Raw genomic sequence first — 20,110 nt, forward strand, 5'->3', positions numbered from 1 at the left:
TATGTTGACAACATTATTTTATATTTTATCGGCCATTACACTAGCAACAGCGTTTTTGACTATTCTTAGTAAAAACCCTATTCACAGTGCTATTTACCTTGTACTTTGCTTTTTCTCTATAGCAGGGCATTACTTAATGTTTAATGCTCAGTTCTTAGCTATTGTACACATTATCGTTTACTCAGGAGCTATTATGATATTAATGCTCTTTACCATAATGCTCATGAACCTCAATAAGGAAGACGAACAGAACAAGTCGGCACTCACGCGAATAGCAGCCGTACTGTCATTCTGCCTTGTGGCGTTCGTACTTTTAGCAACTTTTGTTAAGGCACAGCCGGTAATAAACGAGTATAAGGTTTCAGGACAGGATTACCAGTCTATTAAAGTACTGGGTCAGGTATTGTTAAACGAATACATGGTTCCGTTTGAGTTTGCTTCGGTATTGCTTCTTGTATCTATGATTGGAGCCGTATTATTGTCTAAAAAAGAACATATAAACAGCTAGTATGGAAAATATTTTACAACAGATAGGTATTGAGAACTACATTTATCTTTCTACACTACTATTTTGTGTGGGGGCATTTGGGGTTCTTTACAGAAGGAATGCAATCGTGATGTTCATGTCTATAGAAATTATGCTTAATGCGGTTAACCTGCTATTAGTTGCTTTTTCTACTTACCATCAGGATGCTGCCGGACAGGTATTTGTATTTTTCTCTATGGCCGTTGCCGCAGCAGAGGTTGCCGTAGGATTAGCTATTCTTGTAGCCATTTACAGGAACCTGAACAATATTGATATCGATAGTTTAAAAAAATTAAAAGGATAAGGCCTAATGGATACTAAGTTGGCATTACTACTACTTTTCGCCCCATTTATAGGGTTCTTGATTAATGTTTTTACAGGAAAAAAATTAAGCGGTAACCTTTCAGGTATTATCGGCACTGCAGCAGTAGCTGTTTCGTTTGCCGTTACGCTTTCCTTCTTTTTACAGGTTAGCAGTACAAAGGAGGCTGTTATGGTAGACCTGTTTCAATGGATGAAGCTGGCAAACTTTGATGTTCACTTTGCTTTTCAGCTGGACCAGCTTTCTTTACTGTGGCTAATGTTTGTTACCGGTATCGGTACACTTATCCACGTATACTCTATCAGCTATATGCATGATGACGAGAACATCCACAAATTCTTTGCTTACCTAAACCTTTTCGTATTCTTTATGATTACCCTTGTAATGGGTAACAACCTGCTGATTATGTTCATCGGTTGGGAAGGTGTTGGTTTATGCTCTTACCTGCTTATCGGTTTCTGGTACAAAAATCAGGATTACAATGACGCGGCTAAAAAGGCATTTATCATGAACCGTATAGGTGACCTTGGTTTCCTTATAGGTATCTTTATTATTGGTTATTTATTCCACTCACTGGATTATACAGATATCAGAACTGTTATAGAAACAGGTTCTCATCATATAGACCCAACATGGTTATCAATTGCTGCACTTTGTTTATTTATAGGTGCTTGTGGTAAGAGTGCACAAATTCCTCTTTACACATGGTTACCGGATGCGATGGCGGGACCTACACCGGTTTCGGCTCTTATCCACGCTGCAACGATGGTAACAGCAGGTATCTTTATGATTACAAGATTAAACTATGTATTTGATCTTGCTCCGGAAGTACAAAACATTATTGCAATTGTAGGTGCTGTAACATCACTTATTGCAGCTTCTATAGGACTTGTACAAAACGATATTAAAAAGGTACTGGCCTACTCTACTGTATCACAGCTTGGTTTAATGTTCCTTGCTTTAGGATTAGGTGCTTATGAGATTGCTGTATTCCACGTAATAACACACGCATTCTTCAAAGCTTGTTTATTCCTTGGTTCAGGTTCTGTAATTCACGCTATGCACGGCGAGCAGGATATGCGCTACATGGGTGGCCTTCGTAAGGTTATGAAAGTTACTTTTATTACTTTCCTTATCTCTACCCTTGCCATTTCAGGTTTACCTCCATTTGCAGGATTCTTCTCTAAAGATGAGATATTGATGACGGCTTTCCACCACAACAAACCCTTATGGGTTATTGGATCGGTAGCATCAATAATGACGGCATTCTATATGTTCCGTTTGTTATACCTTACCTTCTACAAAGACTTTAGGGGAACTGAAGAACAAAAGAAACATTTACACGAGTCTCCGGGACTTATAACTTTCCCTCTTATCGTACTTGCAATATTAGCAGCAGTAGGCGGGGCAATAAGCTTACCGGGTAACAGTTGGTTAAACGAATACCTTGCTCCTGTAATAACAAGACATGCTGAGCACCACCACATGGGTACTACAGAGTACATGCTAATGGCAGTAGCTATAGTAGGTGCATTAATAGGTATAGGATTAGCTTATGCTAAATATATCAAACAATCTGCTGTACCGGCTCAGGACAGCGAGATTACAGGCTTTGCCAAAGTACTTTACAATAAATTTTATGTTGACGAGATATATACTGCATTAATAGTTAAACCTATCTATGCACTGGGCAGCTTCTTTAAGAATGTTACCGAAGTGGCCATTTCAGGATTTATTTTTGGTCTTGGAAAACTTGCCAACGTATTAGGTGCAGAAGGCAAAACACTACAGAACGGAAGCATTGGTTTTTACCTGTTTGCTTTTGTACTGGGTATATGTTCAATAATCGTTTATATTTTTTTAGCTAAATAATTCATACCTGATGGACGTATTAATTATACTTATCACTTTACTTATTGGAGCTGCAGCAACTTATTTTGCAGGCGATAAACTGGCTTCAAAAGTTGCCACATTTTTTAGCTTAGCAGCTTTCGGATTAACATTATATATAAGCTACTTACAAAGCAATGGTGTAGAAGTGGGATTTACACGCCCATGGATAAGAGTACCAAATATTCAGTTAAGCTTTCTGGCCGATGGGCTGTCGCTTACTATGGTATTACTTACTACAGCACTGGCTCCTATAATAATACTTTCAACATTTAAAAAAGTACAAAATAAGGCGAAGTCTTTCTACGGACTTATAATGCTTATGGTTTTTGCTATGGCAGGAACTTTTTTAAGCGGTGACGGACTTTTATACTATATTTTCTGGGAACTTTCATTAATCCCGATTTATTTCATTGCTCTTATATGGGGTGGCGGTGAAGCCGAAGCAAGAAAAAAAGATGTGGTTAAATTTTTTATCTACACTTTTGCGGGTTCACTGTTCATGCTTGTGGCATTTGTATACCTGTATCAAAAAACAGGATCTTTCCTAAACTATCACTTCTTAAGGTTACACCTTAACGGTACTGAGCAGTTTTGGATTTTCTTTGCATTCTTTATTGCTTATGCTATTAAGATTCCTATTATACCATTCCATACATGGCAGGCAAATGTATACCAAAAAGCGCCTACAGCAGGTACAATGCTTTTATCTGGTATTATGCTTAAAATGGCAATTTACAGTATTATAAGATGGCAGTTGCCAATAGCTCCAGCTCCGGCAAAAGAATATATGTATCCACTAATCGCATTATGTATTGCTGGTGTTATATATGGCTCTATACTGGCTTTAAAACAACAGGATCTTAAAAAGCTTCTTGCTTATTCATCTCTTGCACACGTTGGGCTTATTGCTGCCGGTGTTTATACACTTACAATTGACGGCCTTAGAGGTGCGGTACTGCAAATGGTAGCTCACGGTTTTGTTGTGGTAGGACTTTTCTATGCTGCAGAAATAATTCAAAGAAGATATAACACAACCGAAATAAGTGAAATGGGTGGTATAAGGGTACAAACCCCACGATTTACCTCGATGTTCATGATACTGGTACTTGCTTCTGTAGCGCTACCGTCTACTTTTAACTTTGTTGGTGAATTTGAAGTACTTTACAGCCTTGCGCAAACTAATATATGGTTTGCCGTACTGGGAGGTACTACCATTATACTAGGTGCATTTTACATGCTTAGAATGTTCCAGCAGGTTATGCTTGGAGAGCAAAACACAAAAGTATTTGCCGATGTAACTTTTGGCGAAGGCTTTGTATTTGTGCTGATAATAGGTGTGCTATTGTTCTTTGGTTTATACCCTAAACCAATTGTAAACTTTGTATCACCTGTACTGGAGAATATAATATTACATATAAACACATCTAATTAAGCCCAATAAGAAATGACTACATTAATAGCTATTGCAGGATTAGGGATTATATGCCTTATAGCTGAAATTTTCAATCTGAGAAAAGCCATTGTTCCGGTAAGTATCATCGGATTGCTTGCTATATTGGGGCTTAATATAACTGAACTTAATTTAGTAGGAAGCACATACTACAATAACATGATTGTAGAGAATAACTATTCAAGAATATTTTCTGCCCTGTTTATCGTGCTTACCACTTTCCTGGTTGCCCTTAGCCCGGAATTTCATAAAAATCATAAGACTAAAATATCAGATTTTGTTGCCATAAAACTATTTCTTCTTGCAGGTGCAGTTGCTATGGTGTCTTTTGGTAACCTTGCTATGTTCTTCCTTGGAATAGAAATCTTATCTATTTCCTTATATATACTTGCCGCCAGCGAGCCTAAAAATGTAAGCAGTAACGAGGCGGGTATGAAATACTTCCTTATGGGATCGTTTGCTTCGGGTGTTATTCTTTTTGGTATTGCATTAATATATGGTGCAACAGGATCATTTGATGTAGAAACAATTTACAATACAGTAAGCGGTGGTAATATCCCCGGATGGTTTTTTATTGGTATAGTGTTACTTACTATAGGTTTACTATTTAAAATAGCTGCAGTACCATTCCATTTTTGGGCACCGGATGTATATGAAGGATCTCCTGCACTTACAACAGCTACCATGAGTACGCTTGCAAAAGTAGCGGCAATGGCTGCGTTTTTCAAGCTAATGAAAGGCCTTAACCACGAAGTTCCCGGTACTTATGTAACTATTATTATAATTGTATCGGCACTATCTATGTTTGTAGGTAACCTTATGGCATTAAAACAAAGTAATGTTAAACGTATGCTAGCTTTTTCAGGTATTTCACATGCCGGTTTTATGCTAATGGTTTTCCTGAGCCCTCCTACAACTACAGGTGTACTGTTTTACTACGCTGCTGCCTACGGCCTGGCTGGTATAGCTGCTTTTGCTGTAGTATTAAGCGTTTGCGGAAATAAAGGAAACGAAGAAATATACAATTTTAACGGATTAGGAAAAACACATCCATTAATGGCTGCGGTATTAACGTGTTCGCTTTTATCAATGGCAGGTATCCCTATTTTCTCAGGATTCTTTGCAAAATTCTTCCTTTTTGGAGAAGTATTAAGAGCAGGACAGGTAGCAATTGTAATAATTGCAGTAGTAAACTCTATTATAAGTGTAGGTTACTACTTTAAACTAATCCTGGCAATGTATACAAAAGACAGTACAGAAGAAAAACAAGCTGTACCTTTTGCTTACAGTGTTGTAGCAGTAGTTGCTATCTTATTAAATATCGCACTAGGTCTTTACCCGGATTTGGTTTTAGGATATCTATAAAAGAAATAATAAAAAAAGCCCTTCATAATGAAGGGCTTTTTTGTTTTATGCATTGACTTATATTGCAGTATAACCTCCATCGGCAATTATATAGCTTCCGGTAGTGAATGATGATTTATCAGAGCTAAGGAAGGTAACCAAATCGGCAATTTCCTGTGGCGTTCCTAGTCTGTCCATTGTACTTTTTGCTGCAACCGCTTCCATCATCTCCTTATTAAGATGATCTGTAAGTAATGGCGTTTCTATATATCCCGGCCCCACAGAATTACAACGTATGTTTTTCTGTCCGTATTCCGCTGCGATATTTTTTGTAAGCCCAACAACACCGTGTTTAGAAGCAGTATAAGCAGGACTATTTGGTGCTGCCACAGTACCGTGAATGGAAGCAATATTTACTATACTCCCACCCCCGTTTTTCATCATCTGTTCAATTTGATAACGACAGGCATAAAAAACACCGCTAAGATTTAGGGCTATAACCTTATCCCAAGCATCAATATCATATTCTCCTGTTGGTGCAGCAGGACCACCTATACCCGCATTGTTGCATGCAATATCCAGTCTGCCGTATTTTGTTACTATTGCCTCTACAAGTTTCTTGTTATCTTCTGCCTCAGAGGAATCAGCCTTAACAAAAAAAGCTTCTCCTCCGGCTTTCTTAATATGATTTACAGTTTCTTCCCCATGTATCTCATTAATATCGGCTATTACTACTTTAGCACCTTCCTGTGCATACGTCTCTGCTATGGCACGTCCTATTCCGGAGCCACCTCCGGAAACAACAGCCACTTTATTATTTAATAATGACATATTATAATTTTTTAATTGAACTATAAATTTACGAAGCAAATCACTGGAAAGCACTACTATACGGGCAGTTTATCCTTTTTTTAACACCAACACAAACTATAAGATTATTTTCTTATATAAGATTATTTTCATACATTTGTTTTATGTATGCCCTTATAGACTGTAATAACTTTTATGTATCCTGCGAAAGGGCCTTTCAGCCTAAGTATCAGGACAGGCCGGTTGTTGTACTTTCCAACAACGACGGCTGTATTATATCGCGCAGTGAAGAGGCAAAGGCAATAGGTGTACCAATGGCAGCACCCGAGTTTAAAGTACGTGATTTATTAAGGGAAAATAATGTAAAAGTGTTTTCATCCAACTACCCCTTATATGGAGATCTTAGTGAAAGGGTAATGAAGATAATGGAACTTTTTACCCCTAATGTGGAAGTATATAGTATTGATGAGGCCTTTCTTGATTTTAACGGTATTACCATTGAAAATTACAACAGCTATGGGCATCAAATGCGTGAAACTGTAGCCAAATGGATAGGCTTACCCATTTGCGTAGGGTTTGCTCCTACAAAAACACTGTCTAAAGCTGCAAACAGGATAGCCAAAAAATTTCAGGATAAAACGGGAGGGGTTTATGTCATAGATACTGAAGAAAAACGGATTAAGGCGTTAAAGTGGCTAAAGATTGAAGATGTATGGGGAATTGGCTACCGAACCGTAAAAAAGCTAAAGGCAAAAAAAGTAAACACAGCCTTAGATTTTACCGAACCTTATATGGAGGCATGGATAAAAAAAGAAATGGGAGTGACAGGGCTACGCATTAAATATGAACTGGAGGGCAAACCCGTCATAGGTGACGGACAGGTTCCTGAAATAAGAAAAAGTATTGCCACAACACGAACTTTCCCGAAACAGATATCGGATTTTGACCTGTTACGGGAACGCATTACAACTTTTGCAATGGTTACAGCTGAAAAACTTAGAAAACAGCAAAGCTGTTGCCATACCATAATTGTAACATTGGTAGCCGATAAGCATAACCTTAATAACCCAAAATACTATTACAGCAGAGCAACCTTACTGCCATTTGCATCACAGTCGGGTATTACAATAAGCAATGCGGCTGTAACCCTTTTAAAAAGCATGCTGGCAGAAACAGAGTCGGTAATATTTAAAAAGGCAGGGGTTATAGTAACCGACCTGATACCGGAAAATACACGTCAGTTTAATTTGTTTATAGATGAAAACCCAAGGCACATGGCACTGATGAAAGCCATGGACAATATAAATACCAAAATGGGCGACCGGATACTACGGTTAGCATCGCAGGCAAAAAAAACCTGGGATATGAAACAGGACATGCTCTCCCCCCGATACACCACAAATTTTAATGAAATACTACAGATAAATGTTGATAGCAAGCAATAAATACAGGGCGCTTAACATATATGCTCCCGACATGGAAAGCAAAAGCCCCCTACCCTATATATCACACGGAGTTTCGGCCGGATTCCCTTCTCCTGCTCAGGATTTTATGGAAACCAAAATTGATCTTAACAGGGAACTCAGTAAAAATCCGTTAAGCACCTTTTACATTAGGGTATCAGGAAACTCCATGATAGATGCAGGCATAAACAATGCCGACATACTGGTTGTAGACCGCAGTATGGAGCCTTCCAACGGGAAAATAGCCGTTTGCCTGGTAGATGGTGAATTTACCGTTAAAAGACTGGTATCAGATATCGACTGCCTGTATCTGATGCCCGAAAATAAAGCTTATACCCCAATAAAAATTACCGAAAACAATCAGTTTATAGTATGGGGCATAGTGACCTATGTTATAAAGAAGGTAGCATAGGTATTGGCTATCTCCTATAAACAACTTATACCAGAAAACAATAATAGGATTTGGTTAATAAGTTGCAAAAGAAAAATTTTCAGTATAGAAATAAAAAACCCACCAGCAAGCTAATGGGTTTTTGTACCTGGAGTGGGAATCGAACCCACACACCGTAGTACACGAGTTTGAGTCGTGCGCGTCTACCAATTCCGCCATCCAGGCATTTTCCTCAGTAAATGTGGGTGCAAATGTAAAAAATTATTCTAATCTAGGGTAAAAATAACCTAAAAAAACTTCCAGAGTTCAATTAAATTCCTAAATTTGCACCTCGTTTAGAGAAACAACACACTAAATAACTACAAAACAAGTATTTAAGATGTCATACGTAGAGCCGGAAGCTAAGATATTTTCATGTTCTAACAGTGAATACCTGGCAGAAAAAATCGCTAAAAGTTATGGAACTGAATTAGGAAAAATTACTTTTTCACAATACAGTGACGGTGAGTTTCAGCCATCATTCGAAGAGTCTATAAGAGGACTTCGTGTTTTCCTTGTATGCTCTACTTTCCCAAGTTCAGACAACTTAATGGAATTATTGCTAATGATTGATGCTGCAAAAAGAGCATCTGCAAGACACATTACAGCAGTAATACCTTACTTTGGATGGGCAAGACAGGACAGAAAAGACAAACCAAGGGTTCCGATAGGAGCTAAGCTTGTTGCTAAGCTACTTGAATCGGCAGGTGCTACCAGAATTATGACCATGGATCTTCATGCAGACCAGATTCAGGGCTTCTTCGAAAAACCGGTAGACCATCTGTTTGCTTCTACAATATTCTTACCATATGTTAAGAGTCTTAACCTTGAAAACCTTACCATTGCCTCTCCGGACATGGGTGGATCTAAAAGGGCTTATGCATATTCTAAATTCTTAGGGTCAGACGTAGTTATCTGCTACAAGCAGAGAAAAGAGGCTAACGTTATAGAAACTATGGAGGTTATTGGTGATGTTAGAGGACGTAACATTATCCTTGTTGACGATATGGTTGACACGGGAGGTACGCTTACTAAAGCTGCCGACATGATGATGGAGAGAGGTGCATTAAGCGTAAGAGCTATATGTACACACGCTATACTATCGGGTAATGCATATGAGAAAATTGAAAACTCTCAGCTTCTTGAGCTGATTGTTACAGATAGTATTCCGCTTAAAAAAGAGAGCAGCAAAATACGTGTGGTTACATGTGCTGAGCTGTTTGCTGATGTGATGCACAAAGTACACAGCAATAACTCTATCAGCGGTAAATTTTTAATGTAATTTTTTATTAATTAATATATTTCAAAATGAAATCAATTACGATCAAAGGATCTGAAAGAGAAAGCGTGGGTAAGGCGGCAACGCGTACGGCACGTAATGCTGGAATGGTTCCTTGCGTGTTATACGGAGGAGATCAGCCAGTACACTTTACTGCAGACGAAAAAGGATTTAAAAACCTGGTTTACACTCCAAACGTACACACTGTGGTAATTGAACTTGCCGGTAAAACTTACAACGCTATCCTACAGGATATCCAGTTCCACCCGGTATCTGACAAAATTTTACACATTGACTTCTATCAGTTAAATGCTGAGAAAGAAATCACTATGGAAGTTCCTGTAAAAGTTGTTGGTAACTCTAAAGGTGTTATGGCTGGTGGTGTTTTACGTCTTAACCAACGTAAACTTAAAGTTAGAGCTTTACCTGCTAACCTTCCTGACTTTGTTGAAGCTAACATTACAAACCTTGAAATGGGTAACAAGCTTTATGTTACAGAGGTACCTGCAGACAACTTTAAATTACTTCACCCGGACAACACTGTTGTTGCGCAGGTAAGAATTTCACGTGCTGCCATGAAAGCTGCTCAGGAAGCTGCAAAAGCTGCAAAAGATGCAGGAAAGAAGAAAAAATAATTTCTTTTTCAATTATACAAAAAAGCGTCCTTTACGGGACGCTTTTTTATTTAAGGCAAAGTTGCCTATTTTTGAAGCATGAAATGGCTTACAAACCTTTTTAAACAAAACAAGACAGCTGAGAGTATCGATCCCATGAAAAAATATCTTATAGCAGGACTGGGCAATATAGGAGCCGAATATGTAAACACACGTCACAATATTGGCTTTAAAGTAGTAGACCGACTGGCACAACAGGAAGGGGCACAGTTTGAAACAGCAAAACTGGGCGCTGTGGCCGAAGTAAAAATAAAAGGCAGGACGCTTATCCTTTTAAAGCCTAATACTTACATGAACCTGAGCGGTAAGGCCATAAAATACTGGTTGGAAAAAGAAAATATACCAAAGGAAAACCTGCTTGTGGTTACCGATGACCTAAACCTTGCCTTTGGCACCATCAGAATTAAGGCAAAAGGAAGCGACGGAGGCCATAACGGACTTAAAAACACTCAGCTATTACTTAACTCTACTGAGTATGCGCGTTTTCGTTTCGGGATAAGTGATGAGTTTAAAAAAGGCCAACAGGTAGATTATGTTTTAGGCGAATGGAGCGAAGAAGAAAAGGCTAAACTTCCGGAAAGGCTTGACATGGCATCAGAAGCTATAAAATCATTTGCATTGGCAGGGCTAAACAATACCATGAATACTTATAATGGTAAATAAATTATAAACAGGCTATTCCTTTAACCATTAATATGTAATTTGGCTTAAAGTTTGTTTTTGTAATTAAAAACCGTAGTATGAAAAAAATTATCCTATCAATAGCATTTGTAACAGCATTAGCATCTTGCGGAAGCCAGAATACCGTTTTAAAATCAGGAAATTACAACCTTGAAAGCAACTGCCCAACACAAGGAATATGTTCGTTTGAAGTACTTAAAGACAGTAGCCTTGTATACAAACAAAACGGGGCAGGTAAATTGTATTATGAATCTCAGGCACAGGAAGGCAAAAGTATTTTAAAGTACACCTATAGTAAAACACCTAACAAACAGGCTCAGGACGATTTTTATAAAGAAGAAGTAATTATTGAAACAACAAGTGATGTGGCTTCCTTAGACAGGAATAGTGAAATTAAAATGCTTTTTGGGGTGTTTTGCTATTGCAAAGACCTTGCAGGCTACAGAGAGGTTAAAGACGGTTATGCCGAATATAAAGACGGTAAAGTTATTATAACACTTCCCGATGTTATCCAAAACCAAAAGACAAAGACAATAATAGCATATATAAAATAAAAAAGAGGCGCTTTATAAGGCGCCTCTTTTATTTATCGTGATTATTACTGAACCACTATCTTCTTAACTTCTTTTCTGTTACCATCCTGTACAGAAACAAGATAAATTCCGGATTGTATTCCCTGTAAGTTTATATCTCCAGAGAAAGTTCCTGTATTTGCATAGTTGTTTGACAATATCTGTCTTCCTCTCATATCATATACAGCTATATTAATATCATTCGCTGTAGCAGAACTGAACGACACGGTAAAATTACCATTGTTAGGGTTAGGATATAAAGTAAAGCCATCAAGACCAAACTCTTCATTATCTAACAATTGAATTGCAAAAGGAATAGAATTCACAGCATAGTACACATTATCTGCCGCTTTAATCATAATCCTGCAATTATCAGACTCAGGAAGACTTGAAGGTACTACGAAAGATTCAGTACCGTCATTCGGTGTATTTTCAATTAGCATTTCAAATGTTTGTCCACCGTCTGTAGAAAGCAATATATCAACATTAGCCGTTAAAATAGGAGCCTGATCAGTATTAGCAACATTCCAGGTTATTGTTTCAGTTGTATTGGTTTGCCATACTTCAGCAAATCCATCCTGAGAAGTTACAGTAAATGGTCCTGCATTTCCGTAAACAATAATCTGCTTGTTAATTCTTGATGTTTGTCCTCCGTTAGGAACAGCATTATCTCTTACCGTAAGAGCAAAGTTAAGTGTTCTGCCTACTATAGGCACAACTTGCCATTGAGGAGATAGATTACCCGCCAAAACATTTTCAAGAGGCGGAAAATATCTTTCAGGAACATCTACCGGACTTAAAGATCTGAACATTGGAGCATCAGTAGAAAAAGGTGCCGGAGACCCAACCACAACCGAACCATTTGCATCGGTCTCTTCCCAACAATAAGTAAGTGCATCTCCGTCAGCATCAGTAGCATTACCTGTCAAAACAAACGCTGTCCCAAGCGGTATGGATGTACCTCCCTGAAAATCTATTTGAGGAGCAGTATTATTATTATCAGTCTCCTCTGCACAGCTTATTGAGTTTATAAAAGAAAACACTTCCGCCATACTTACAGCATGAAAATAAGCATCAGAATGATTTTGTACATCAGCATTTGCACAAATACCTGCATAACCCATAATAGTAGTACCGCTACCCGGCTCTACCGCAGTTTGAGCACTACGGTTTCCATTACAAGAACCTGAATTTCCTCCACTTGCATTAAAAGTATGTCTTGCCGAAAACTGGTGACCCATTTCGTGACAAACATAGTCTACATCATAAGCATCTCCTACAGGATTATTGCTTCCGGTTACACCTCTTGCTTTACTGTTACTGCAAACACAACCTAACTGCGCTATACCTCCACCACCTGTACTAACTACGTGGCCAATATCATAATTTGAGAAACCAATTCTATCATCAATTTCATCCTGAATCTGATTCAACAGTACACCTCCGCTTTCATTTGTAAAAGGATAAGAACCTGAATTAGAAACAAATATAATATCATCATTAGTAGGAATAATTTCCATAGTAATGGCAAAATCTTTTTCATAAATACCATTCACTCTGGTCATGGTAACGTTCATAGCTGCTAAAACTGCTGCTTTTTTCTCAGCCGTTGTACCTGCACTTACTCCTGCTGCAGTAAAATGATATTGAGCATAAGTAAAAGTACAAGCCATTGCAAGTCTGTAAGTTCTTAAAACACCATCGTTAGACTGAGTGTTTTTTACAGTAAATTTTTGACCGAACTCAACTGCAGCATCTGCATCAGCTGTTTCACAGTCAAAAGACCTGCCACCTGTAAGGCTTGATTTTTTATATACAATATAATTTTGAAGATCCTTAGTATAAGTATCTATATAATAAGTACCCTTTGTAGAAAAGGTAATGGTGTGTAAACCAAAAATAGTGGTGCTGAAACGGATTGTTGATGTAGGGTTATCAATTCCTTTACCAACATAAGATTGTATTTCAGGATGACTTGCAGCAAGATCAGGATGCATTACTGATGCCTCATAAATTCTAAATCTTTCCAATTGTCCTTCAGTATTAGGAAAAGAAACAATTACCTGAGATTCTCCTGAAAAATTCTTTCTTGAGGGAGCAGAAGAAAGGATGTTTTTCATCGCTTCAAAATTCAGATGGTACAACTGATATTCGACTGGCATATCAGCACGATCTGCTTTTTCATAAGATACTAAACGCTCTTCTGATGTTTTACTCCATAGGTTTGATTGAGAATAGCCCCATGCAGATTGCATGATAACTATCAAAATAATTAATAGCTTTTTTGTCATTGTAATAGTAGTATATTTATCATAGCTGACAAATATAATGATTAATGTTCCTAAAAATTAGACTTTTAGCAACGGAAAAATGTTAATTTCCTATTTTCACCGCTAAAAAACTATATTTTAAAATAAAATCTTCATCATTATTATAATATACCCTCTTCTTATTAAATTTGCTTTATCATAACTCATTAGCCTTTGAAAATCTTCAATTCAATACAGGAATTTAATACCGATGCACGAACCATTGTAACACTGGGCACTTTTGACGGTGTACATAAAGGTCATAAAAGCATCCTGGAAAAAATAACCTCGAGCAGTAAAAAAGCAGGATGCGAAAATGTATTACTTACGTTTTTCCCTCATCCGCGTATGGTGCTTCAGCAAAACACCGATATCAAGTTGCTAAACACCATAAGAGAAAAGGCAATGTTACTGGAAGAATATGGTATAGACAATCTTATCATACATCCTTTTGACCATTCTTTTTCACGCCTCACCGCCGAAGAATTTGTAAAAGACATCCTGGTTGATAAACTTAAAGTACAAAAGATAATAATAGGCTATGACCACAGGTTTGGACGCAACAGGACTGCTAACATAGATGACCTTATTATTTTTGGAAAAGAATATGGTTTTGAAGTAGAACAAATATCGGCTCTTGAAATAAACGAAGTATCGGTAAGTTCAACTAAAATAAGAAATGCCTTAAATGCGGGTTATCTGGAAACCGCAAACAGGTACTTAGGATATCCTTACTTTTTAACGGGAACAGTGGTAAAAGGCAAACAACTTGGCAGAACCATAGGCTTTCCTACAGCTAACATACATATAACCGAAAGTTACAAGCTTATACCTATAAAAGGAGTTTATGTAGTTTCATCTGAAGTTAAAGGACAAAAAGTTTTCGGGATGATGAATATAGGCAATAATCCTACCGTAGGCGGCGTTGCAGAATCTATAGAAGTTCATTTCTTTAATTTTAATGCTGATATATATAATTCTGAAATAAGGGTTAACATACACTATAGGATACGCGATGAAATTAAATTTCCAAGTGTAAATCATCTAAAAGACCAGCTTATGGAAGACCAGAAAGTATCACTGGACTATATTTCTCAAAAACTGTCATGAAAAATTACCTTTTCCGGCAAATAGACAATGCCCCTCTTATCGTTTTCAGGATATTTTTCGGGTTTTTGCTCGCCTGCGAAACATTTGGCGCTATCTTAACCGGATGGGTAAAAGAAAATTTTATAGATGTAGAGTTTACATTCTCTCACATAGGCCTTAACTGGTTACAGCCTCTACCGGGTAACGGAATGTATTTTTATTTTTGCATTATGGGTATTCTGGGTCTACTGGTTATGGCAGGCTATAAATACCGACTTACATTAGGCGCCTACACCCTGCTTTGGGCCGGAGTGTATTTTATGCAAAAAACATCTTATAATAACCATTACTATCTTCTTTTACTGGTTTGCATAATAATGTGGTTTTTACCGGCCAATACTTATGCCTCGCTAGACGCTAAACAAAAACCTTCTATAAGGAGCCTTACAATGCCCGCATGGTGTTCATGGCTAATGATAACCCAGGTAACCATTGTATACTTTTTTGCAACTATAGCAAAGTTCTACCCCGGATGGCTTGACGGAACATTTACTAAAAACCTGTTGGATCGATCGGTTACAATTCCTGTATTACACGATATTTTTACACAAAAGTGGTTTTACCTTTTTATCGCCTATGCAGGTATAGCATTCGACTTACTTGTAGTACCCCTGCTCTTGTTTAAAAAAACCAGGACTTGGGCTTTTATAGCTTCACTAATATTCCATCTTTTTAATTCCATAACATTACAAATAGGCATATTTCCGTTTTTCGCCTTGAGTTTTGTAGTATTCTTTTATCCTCCTGAAAAAATAAGAAGTATTTTCTTTAAAAAGAAGCCTGCTATTAATGAGGAAATCACACGAAAAGGTAACTCTTATAAAACAACGCTGTATTACTTTTTTATACCCTATTTAATATTACAGCTTGCCTTACCTCTAAGACATTATTTGATAAAAGGTGATGTATTTTGGACAGAAGAAGGCCATCGTCTTAGTTGGCGAATGATGCTGCGTACCCGTAACGGATATACAACCTACAAAGTAGTTGACAAAAAAACAGGTAACCCAATACCTTATAATGTACATACAAAAATGACACGTAAGCAATACAATAGTATGTGCACAAAACCCGATATGATATGGCAGTTTGCCCAACGAATAAAAAAAGAACAGGCACAAAAAGGGATTGATGTAGCTATATATGCTCAAACAGAAGCCGCTATAAACGGAGCTCCTCTAAAAAAGCTTATTAACTCAACCGTAGATTTAGGGGAGGCGAAATGGCATTATTTCTCTCACTCCCCATGGATAATACTCTATGAAGATATAGACACTTCTCAAAAATAGCCTTAAACCTCCATTACAAGAGTCCTATTTCTTGTATTAAAATTTTATTAATTCTCTTACTTTTTTGCCTTTTTATAGCTAAATTTCGGAATAAATCGCAATAGACTTTGACTAGCTTACTTCCTGCAAAAAGAAGTAAAAACAGCCAAAAAACTGTAACATAATTTATTAACGAATAAAACACAGCAGCTATGAAAGTTTCGAGGATAATAATTAACGGGATCATTATTTTTATCGGTATTGCACTATTTTTCCTTTTAATGGAAATGCTTGGTTTAGGAGATCAGATTTACCTGAGACTTGTAAACTTTATATTTGTAATATATGGTGTAAACCGAACTATTAAGCAGGATTATGCCGATCATATTGACGGATATTTTACTAACTTAAGTTCTGCCTTCTTCACGGCATTTACCAGCCTTGTAATAAGCATATTTGCTTTTATTGCGTATGCAGAATATAAAGGAGGTGAAGAGTACATACATACCTTTGCAGAAAACTATATTTTTGGAGGCACACCATCGCTTTACCAGTTTTGTATGGGCTTGTTTATAGAAGGTCTTGCGGCTAGTGCTATAGTATCATTCACATTAATGCAATTTTGGAAAGATAAGGTTGAAAAAATCAATAAGGTAGACGACCTTAATCATAACTAAGCAAAGTTTAAAGTGTTTTTTCGGTTGTTAAAACGGAATTTGCTACTTTTGAGCCAACTTTAAAATTCCGTTATGAATACAATGAGACACGACTGGACTAAGGAAGAAATAATAGCATTATATAATAAACCGCTTATGGACCTGCTTTATGAAGCAGCGTCAGTTCACAGACAATACCATGACCCTAATATAGTACAGGTATCTACCCTGCTTTCCATTAAAACAGGAGGATGCCCTGAAGACTGCGGATATTGCCCTCAGGCTGCCCGTTACCACACTGACATAGAAGGGAACGACCTTATGAGTGTACAGCAGGTAAAAGCACAGGCACTGCGCGCTAAATCAAGCGGATCATCAAGAGTTTGTATGGGTGCTGCATGGAGAAACGTAAAAGACGGACCTGAATTTGATCAGGTGCTTGAAATGGTAAGAACTATAAACAAACTTGATATGGAAGTTTGTTGTACGCTGGGTATGATTACCGAAAATCAGGCTAAGCGTCTTGCTGAAGCAGGTTTATATGCTTACAACCACAACCTTGACACATCTGAAGAATATTATAAAGAAGTAATTTCTACACGTGGTTATGAAGACAGGCTACAAACAATAGACAATGTTAGAAAAACCAATGTTACTGTTTGCAGTGGTGGTATTATAGGAATGGGAGAAAGCGTAGAAGACAGAGCGGGTATGCTTGTAGCACTTGCTTCATTAAGTCCGCAGCCTGAATCTGTTCCAATTAACGCACTTGTAGCTGTAGAAGGTACGCCAATGGAAGATGAAAAACCTGTAGAGATATGGGAAATGATAAGGATGGTAGCTACTACCAGAATCGTTATGCCCCAAACTCAGGTAAGGCTTTCTGCCGGTAGGACTCAAATGTCAAGAGAAGGACAGGCTATGTGTTTCTTTGCAGGAGCTAACTCAATCTTTGCAGGAGACAAACTGCTTACAACTCCTAACCCGGATGTAAACGAAGACATGAAGATGTTTGAAATGCTAGGTCTTATTCCTCAAAAGCCTTTTACTAAAAAATCACAGCCTCAAACTGTGGAAGCTCAGGATTCAGAATATGCTCCTCTTGGCGAAAAACCAAAATGGACACGCCCTGGCCACGCTATTGAGCGCAATCTTAAGGCTTCAGGTAAAGCATAAACACACAACAAGATATAGTAAAGCTTTTCTCAAATCGGGAAAAGCTTTTTTATTTGCATTAAATTATAGTTTATATTTGGATTGATTAAATTCTGGTTTCTTCCGTGCACAAAAAAAACCTTCAGATAGTATTCACTTTTTTAATTGCGTTGCTTTTTATATCAACCGCAAGGGCAAATACTATACAACATTGTGATTCACTTATCAAAAAAGGAGTGGAGTACATGTGGAAGAAAGAACATGTAAAGTCACTCGAACTACTTACACAGGCAAGAAACCTTGCCGAAAAGAATCACTGGTATGAGCAGGTTTTTTTGGCAACAAATAACATTGGCGCCAATTATTTCACCATGCTGGACTATGGCGAAGCTCTTAATTATTATCTGGAAAGCTATACCATTGCGGTAAAAGAACTGGACCCTCAGCACGAAATGGTTGTTTTAAACAACATAGCTATTATATATACCAAAGAAAACAACTTTGAAAAGGCAGAGGAATACTTTAAAAAAGCCTATGAAATAGCTAAAGAGAATAAAGATAAGATAAAGATTGGCCTTTATGCCATGAATCTGGGAGGTGTAGCTAATGAAACAAACAGGCCTGAAGAAGCAAAAAAATATATCACTGAGTCCCTCCCATTATTAAAAGGCGATCCAAACCTTTATGTATTAGCCCAGATAACAATGGCAGAGAATGATTTGTTAACTGGTCATACAACACAGGCAAGGGAAAAAGCCCTTAATCTATATGCTTCCTCAAAAAACCTTGATTTTAATGACATCGGCATTTCGCTTTTGTTCATAATCACAAAAAGCTATCTTGCAGAGGGTAAGTATGATGAGGCAGCCGTTTCGGGAAAAAATATATTAGCAGAAAACCCAAATACCGAGACAAAAAAAACAACCTATGAGCTGTTGTCAAAAATTTACTCCAAGTTAAAGCTTTATGACAAGGCATTGCAGTATAAAGACTCTGTTTTATCGGCAGAAACAGAACTTAATGACATCAAAAACGGAAAACTTTTAGAAACCAACAAAGTAAAATTTGAGATACAGAATTACAGGAATGAAATTGCCATAAATGAAGAAAAGCTAAAAACAGAAAGAAAAACTTTCTATACTATTATAGCTGCGATAATGGCAATAGTAACCATAATAATATTACTGTTACGCAACCTATCCGTTAAACTTAAACAGAAAAAACTGATTGCCGAGCAAAAGGAACAGGCCATTGCCCTGGAACTGGAAAAAGAAAAGAATGAAAACCTTATACTGGAAAAACAGATAAGAGAAAAAGAAAATAAGGCCAAACTGGAGCAGGAACGCCTTAAAAACGAAATTGAATCCCGTAACAGAAAGCTTACCGCTAAGGCACTCTATTTATCGGGCAGAAATGTGCTTATAGAAGATATCCTTACCAGTCTGTCTAAAATACCCGAACTATCAAAAAACAGTTCGCTTACTAAACATATAAAAACACTCAGGGAACACCTTAAGTCCGATGATGAATGGGAAAATTTCATTACCCATTTTGAAGAAGTAAACCAAGGCTACATAACACGCCTTAAAACATCCCACCCTTCACTAACTTCAAACGACATAAGGTTTATTTGTTATTTATATATGAACCTTACCTCAAAAGAAATAGCCTCAATGCTAAATATAACTCTTGAGGCCTGCAGAAAAAGAAAAGAAAGGATTGCAACCAAGCTGGAACTTTCTGATGCTTCTCAGCTTTACGACTACCTATATACTATATAACAGCAGTTTACCCTACCCATTACAACAAAATTTAGTTGTTTTGTTAAATAAACAACATCTTTAAACATTACAAGTTGTTAAAATATTGATATTTATAGCCAATACTGTACGAATATCGCAAAAATGTCTATCTTTAACGCGTTTGAAAGCAAATTTAGAGCTATTATTCGCTTAAGTGAATGGCAGGCAGATTTAAGCTAAGTTTTTCAAATACCAAATAGAACTAACTCGGGTTAACCCCCCATTACATAACCATAGAAACCTATTTTTTATGAAGAAAATCTACTTGGCTGCCCTCGTGGCATTGTGTGGCCTTGCTGATGTTACTGCACAGCAGGACCCGCACTA

18 protein-coding genes and 1 tRNA gene are annotated in these 20,110 nt (G+C 37.4%); 16 read left to right on the top strand and 3 right to left on the bottom strand.

Features of this window, described 5'->3' with window-relative positions:
• The first annotated feature begins 1 nt into the window (after position 1).
• From NU09_RS15555 to NU09_RS15575, 5 genes are read left to right on the top strand one after another with little or no spacing between them, the layout of a single operon-like run.
• Positions 2-508 carry an NADH-quinone oxidoreductase subunit J gene (locus NU09_RS15555; RefSeq protein ID WP_165357705.1) on the top strand — a complete coding sequence of 169 codons (507 nt, stop codon included), beginning with the start codon at positions 2-4 and terminating at the stop codon, positions 506-508.
• Position 509: 1 nt separating this feature from the next.
• Positions 510-830: an NADH-quinone oxidoreductase subunit NuoK gene (gene nuoK / locus NU09_RS15560; protein WP_129752227.1), complete on the top strand. Its 321-nt coding sequence runs from the start codon at positions 510-512 to the stop codon at positions 828-830.
• Positions 831-836: 6 nt separating this feature from the next.
• A complete protein-coding gene (nuoL, locus tag NU09_RS15565) occupies positions 837-2,720 on the top strand; it encodes an NADH-quinone oxidoreductase subunit L (RefSeq protein ID WP_129752228.1) in 1,884 nt (627 codons plus the stop codon).
• 10 nt (positions 2,721-2,730) lie between these two features.
• Entirely contained in the window at positions 2,731-4,173 is a 1,443-nt protein-coding gene (locus tag NU09_RS15570; RefSeq protein ID WP_129752229.1) for a NuoM family protein, read from the top strand.
• Between the two features lie 12 nt (positions 4,174-4,185).
• Positions 4,186-5,556, top strand: a complete 1,371-nt coding sequence (locus tag NU09_RS15575; protein WP_129752230.1) for an NADH-quinone oxidoreductase subunit N — start codon at positions 4,186-4,188, stop codon at positions 5,554-5,556.
• A gap of 57 nt (positions 5,557-5,613) precedes the next feature.
• Here NU09_RS15575 and NU09_RS15580 read toward each other — a convergent pair whose 3' ends face one another.
• Complete coding sequence (locus tag NU09_RS15580) at positions 5,614-6,366, bottom strand: SDR family NAD(P)-dependent oxidoreductase (protein WP_129752231.1); 753 nt, start codon at positions 6,364-6,366, stop codon at positions 5,614-5,616.
• 143 nt (positions 6,367-6,509) lie between these two features.
• On the opposite strand from NU09_RS15580, the gene NU09_RS15585 reads away from it, so the two are divergent.
• Both NU09_RS15585 and NU09_RS15590 read left to right on the top strand, forming a co-directional pair.
• A complete protein-coding gene (locus tag NU09_RS15585) occupies positions 6,510-7,790 on the top strand; it encodes a Y-family DNA polymerase (RefSeq protein ID WP_129752232.1) in 1,281 nt (426 codons plus the stop codon).
• Positions 7,771-8,220 (top strand): LexA family protein, encoded by a 450-nt coding sequence (locus NU09_RS15590; RefSeq protein WP_129752233.1) that lies wholly within the window; start codon positions 7,771-7,773, stop codon positions 8,218-8,220. Before NU09_RS15585 ends, NU09_RS15590 begins: the two co-directional genes overlap by 20 nt.
• A 124-nt stretch (positions 8,221-8,344) precedes the next feature.
• Here the strand turns inward: NU09_RS15590 and NU09_RS15595 are convergent.
• A tRNA-Leu gene (locus NU09_RS15595) sits at positions 8,345-8,424 on the bottom strand.
• Between the two features lie 154 nt (positions 8,425-8,578).
• On the opposite strand from NU09_RS15595, the gene NU09_RS15600 reads away from it, so the two are divergent.
• The 4 genes from NU09_RS15600 (at position 8,579) to NU09_RS15615 (ending at position 11,426) form a co-directional block, all read left to right on the top strand.
• Complete coding sequence (locus NU09_RS15600) at positions 8,579-9,520, top strand: ribose-phosphate pyrophosphokinase (RefSeq protein WP_129752234.1); 942 nt, start codon at positions 8,579-8,581, stop codon at positions 9,518-9,520.
• A 26-nt stretch (positions 9,521-9,546) separates the two neighbouring features.
• Positions 9,547-10,152 carry a 50S ribosomal protein L25/general stress protein Ctc gene (locus tag NU09_RS15605; RefSeq protein ID WP_129752235.1) on the top strand — a complete coding sequence of 202 codons (606 nt, stop codon included), beginning with the start codon at positions 9,547-9,549 and terminating at the stop codon, positions 10,150-10,152.
• 78 nt (positions 10,153-10,230) lie between these two features.
• Positions 10,231-10,854, top strand: coding sequence for an aminoacyl-tRNA hydrolase (gene pth / locus NU09_RS15610; RefSeq protein WP_242501893.1), 624 nt, complete (start codon positions 10,231-10,233; stop codon positions 10,852-10,854).
• A 77-nt stretch (positions 10,855-10,931) separates the two neighbouring features.
• The gene (locus tag NU09_RS15615) at positions 10,932-11,426 is read left to right on the top strand and encodes a hypothetical protein (protein WP_129752236.1); all 495 of its coding nucleotides are present in this window, start codon (positions 10,932-10,934) and stop codon (positions 11,424-11,426) included.
• A 44-nt stretch (positions 11,427-11,470) separates the two neighbouring features.
• On the opposite strand, the gene NU09_RS15620 is transcribed toward NU09_RS15615, so the two are convergent.
• Positions 11,471-13,735, bottom strand: coding sequence for a zinc-dependent metalloprotease family protein (locus NU09_RS15620; protein ID WP_129752237.1), 2,265 nt, complete (start codon positions 13,733-13,735; stop codon positions 11,471-11,473).
• A 192-nt stretch (positions 13,736-13,927) separates the two neighbouring features.
• Here NU09_RS15620 and NU09_RS15625 point away from each other — a divergent pair, with 192 nt between their 5' ends.
• The 5 genes from NU09_RS15625 to NU09_RS15645 all read left to right on the top strand — a co-directional run bounded on the left by NU09_RS15625 (position 13,928) and on the right by NU09_RS15645 (position 19,762).
• Entirely contained in the window at positions 13,928-14,863 is a 936-nt protein-coding gene (locus NU09_RS15625) for a bifunctional riboflavin kinase/FAD synthetase (protein WP_129752238.1), read from the top strand.
• A complete protein-coding gene (locus tag NU09_RS15630) occupies positions 14,860-16,191 on the top strand; it encodes an HTTM domain-containing protein (protein ID WP_129752239.1) in 1,332 nt (443 codons plus the stop codon). The genes NU09_RS15625 and NU09_RS15630 overlap by 4 nt, the downstream gene beginning before the upstream one ends.
• Positions 16,192-16,382: 191 nt before the next feature.
• Positions 16,383-16,847 (top strand): hypothetical protein, encoded by a 465-nt coding sequence (locus NU09_RS15635; protein WP_129752240.1) that lies wholly within the window; start codon positions 16,383-16,385, stop codon positions 16,845-16,847.
• 72 nt (positions 16,848-16,919) lie between these two features.
• Entirely contained in the window at positions 16,920-18,002 is a 1,083-nt protein-coding gene (gene bioB, locus NU09_RS15640) for a biotin synthase BioB (protein ID WP_129752241.1), read from the top strand.
• Between the two features lie 224 nt (positions 18,003-18,226).
• Positions 18,227-19,762 carry a tetratricopeptide repeat protein gene (locus NU09_RS15645; RefSeq protein ID WP_129752242.1) on the top strand — a complete coding sequence of 512 codons (1,536 nt, stop codon included), beginning with the start codon at positions 18,227-18,229 and terminating at the stop codon, positions 19,760-19,762.
• Positions 19,763-20,110: the final 348 nt, after the last annotated feature.

Origin of the sequence: Flavobacterium beibuense (assembly GCF_004151245.1) — a bacterium.
Classification (GTDB): Bacteria; Bacteroidota; Bacteroidia; order Flavobacteriales; family Flavobacteriaceae; genus Flavobacterium; species Flavobacterium beibuense_A.

Bases quoted from the DNA above. Each gene is read 5' to 3' on its own strand.
- pth (WP_242501893.1), top strand. From the start codon at position 10,231: ATGAAATGGCTTACAAACCTTTTTAAACAAAACAAGACAGCTGAGAGT.
- NU09_RS15605 (WP_129752235.1), top strand. From the start codon at position 9,547: ATGAAATCAATTACGATCAAAGGATCTGAAAGAGAAAGCGTGGGTAAG.
- NU09_RS15590 (WP_129752233.1), top strand. From the start codon at position 7,771: ATGTTGATAGCAAGCAATAAATACAGGGCGCTTAACATATATGCTCCC.
- NU09_RS15570 (WP_129752229.1), top strand. From the start codon at position 2,731: ATGGACGTATTAATTATACTTATCACTTTACTTATTGGAGCTGCAGCA.
- NU09_RS15600 (WP_129752234.1), top strand. From the start codon at position 8,579: ATGTCATACGTAGAGCCGGAAGCTAAGATATTTTCATGTTCTAACAGT.
- NU09_RS15585 (WP_129752232.1), top strand. From the start codon at position 6,510: ATGTATGCCCTTATAGACTGTAATAACTTTTATGTATCCTGCGAAAGG.
- NU09_RS15575 (WP_129752230.1), top strand. From the start codon at position 4,186: ATGACTACATTAATAGCTATTGCAGGATTAGGGATTATATGCCTTATA.
- NU09_RS15645 (WP_129752242.1), top strand. From the start codon at position 18,227: ATGTGGAAGAAAGAACATGTAAAGTCACTCGAACTACTTACACAGGCA.
- NU09_RS15620 (WP_129752237.1), bottom strand. From the start codon at position 13,735: ATGACAAAAAAGCTATTAATTATTTTGATAGTTATCATGCAATCTGCA.
- NU09_RS15615 (WP_129752236.1), top strand. From the start codon at position 10,932: ATGAAAAAAATTATCCTATCAATAGCATTTGTAACAGCATTAGCATCT.
- nuoL (WP_129752228.1), top strand. From the start codon at position 837: ATGGATACTAAGTTGGCATTACTACTACTTTTCGCCCCATTTATAGGG.
- NU09_RS15580 (WP_129752231.1), bottom strand. From the start codon at position 6,366: ATGTCATTATTAAATAATAAAGTGGCTGTTGTTTCCGGAGGTGGCTCC.
- NU09_RS15555 (WP_165357705.1), top strand. From the start codon at position 2: ATGTTGACAACATTATTTTATATTTTATCGGCCATTACACTAGCAACA.
- nuoK (WP_129752227.1), top strand. From the start codon at position 510: ATGGAAAATATTTTACAACAGATAGGTATTGAGAACTACATTTATCTT.
- bioB (WP_129752241.1), top strand. From the start codon at position 16,920: ATGAATACAATGAGACACGACTGGACTAAGGAAGAAATAATAGCATTA.
- NU09_RS15635 (WP_129752240.1), top strand. From the start codon at position 16,383: ATGAAAGTTTCGAGGATAATAATTAACGGGATCATTATTTTTATCGGT.
- NU09_RS15630 (WP_129752239.1), top strand. From the start codon at position 14,860: ATGAAAAATTACCTTTTCCGGCAAATAGACAATGCCCCTCTTATCGTT.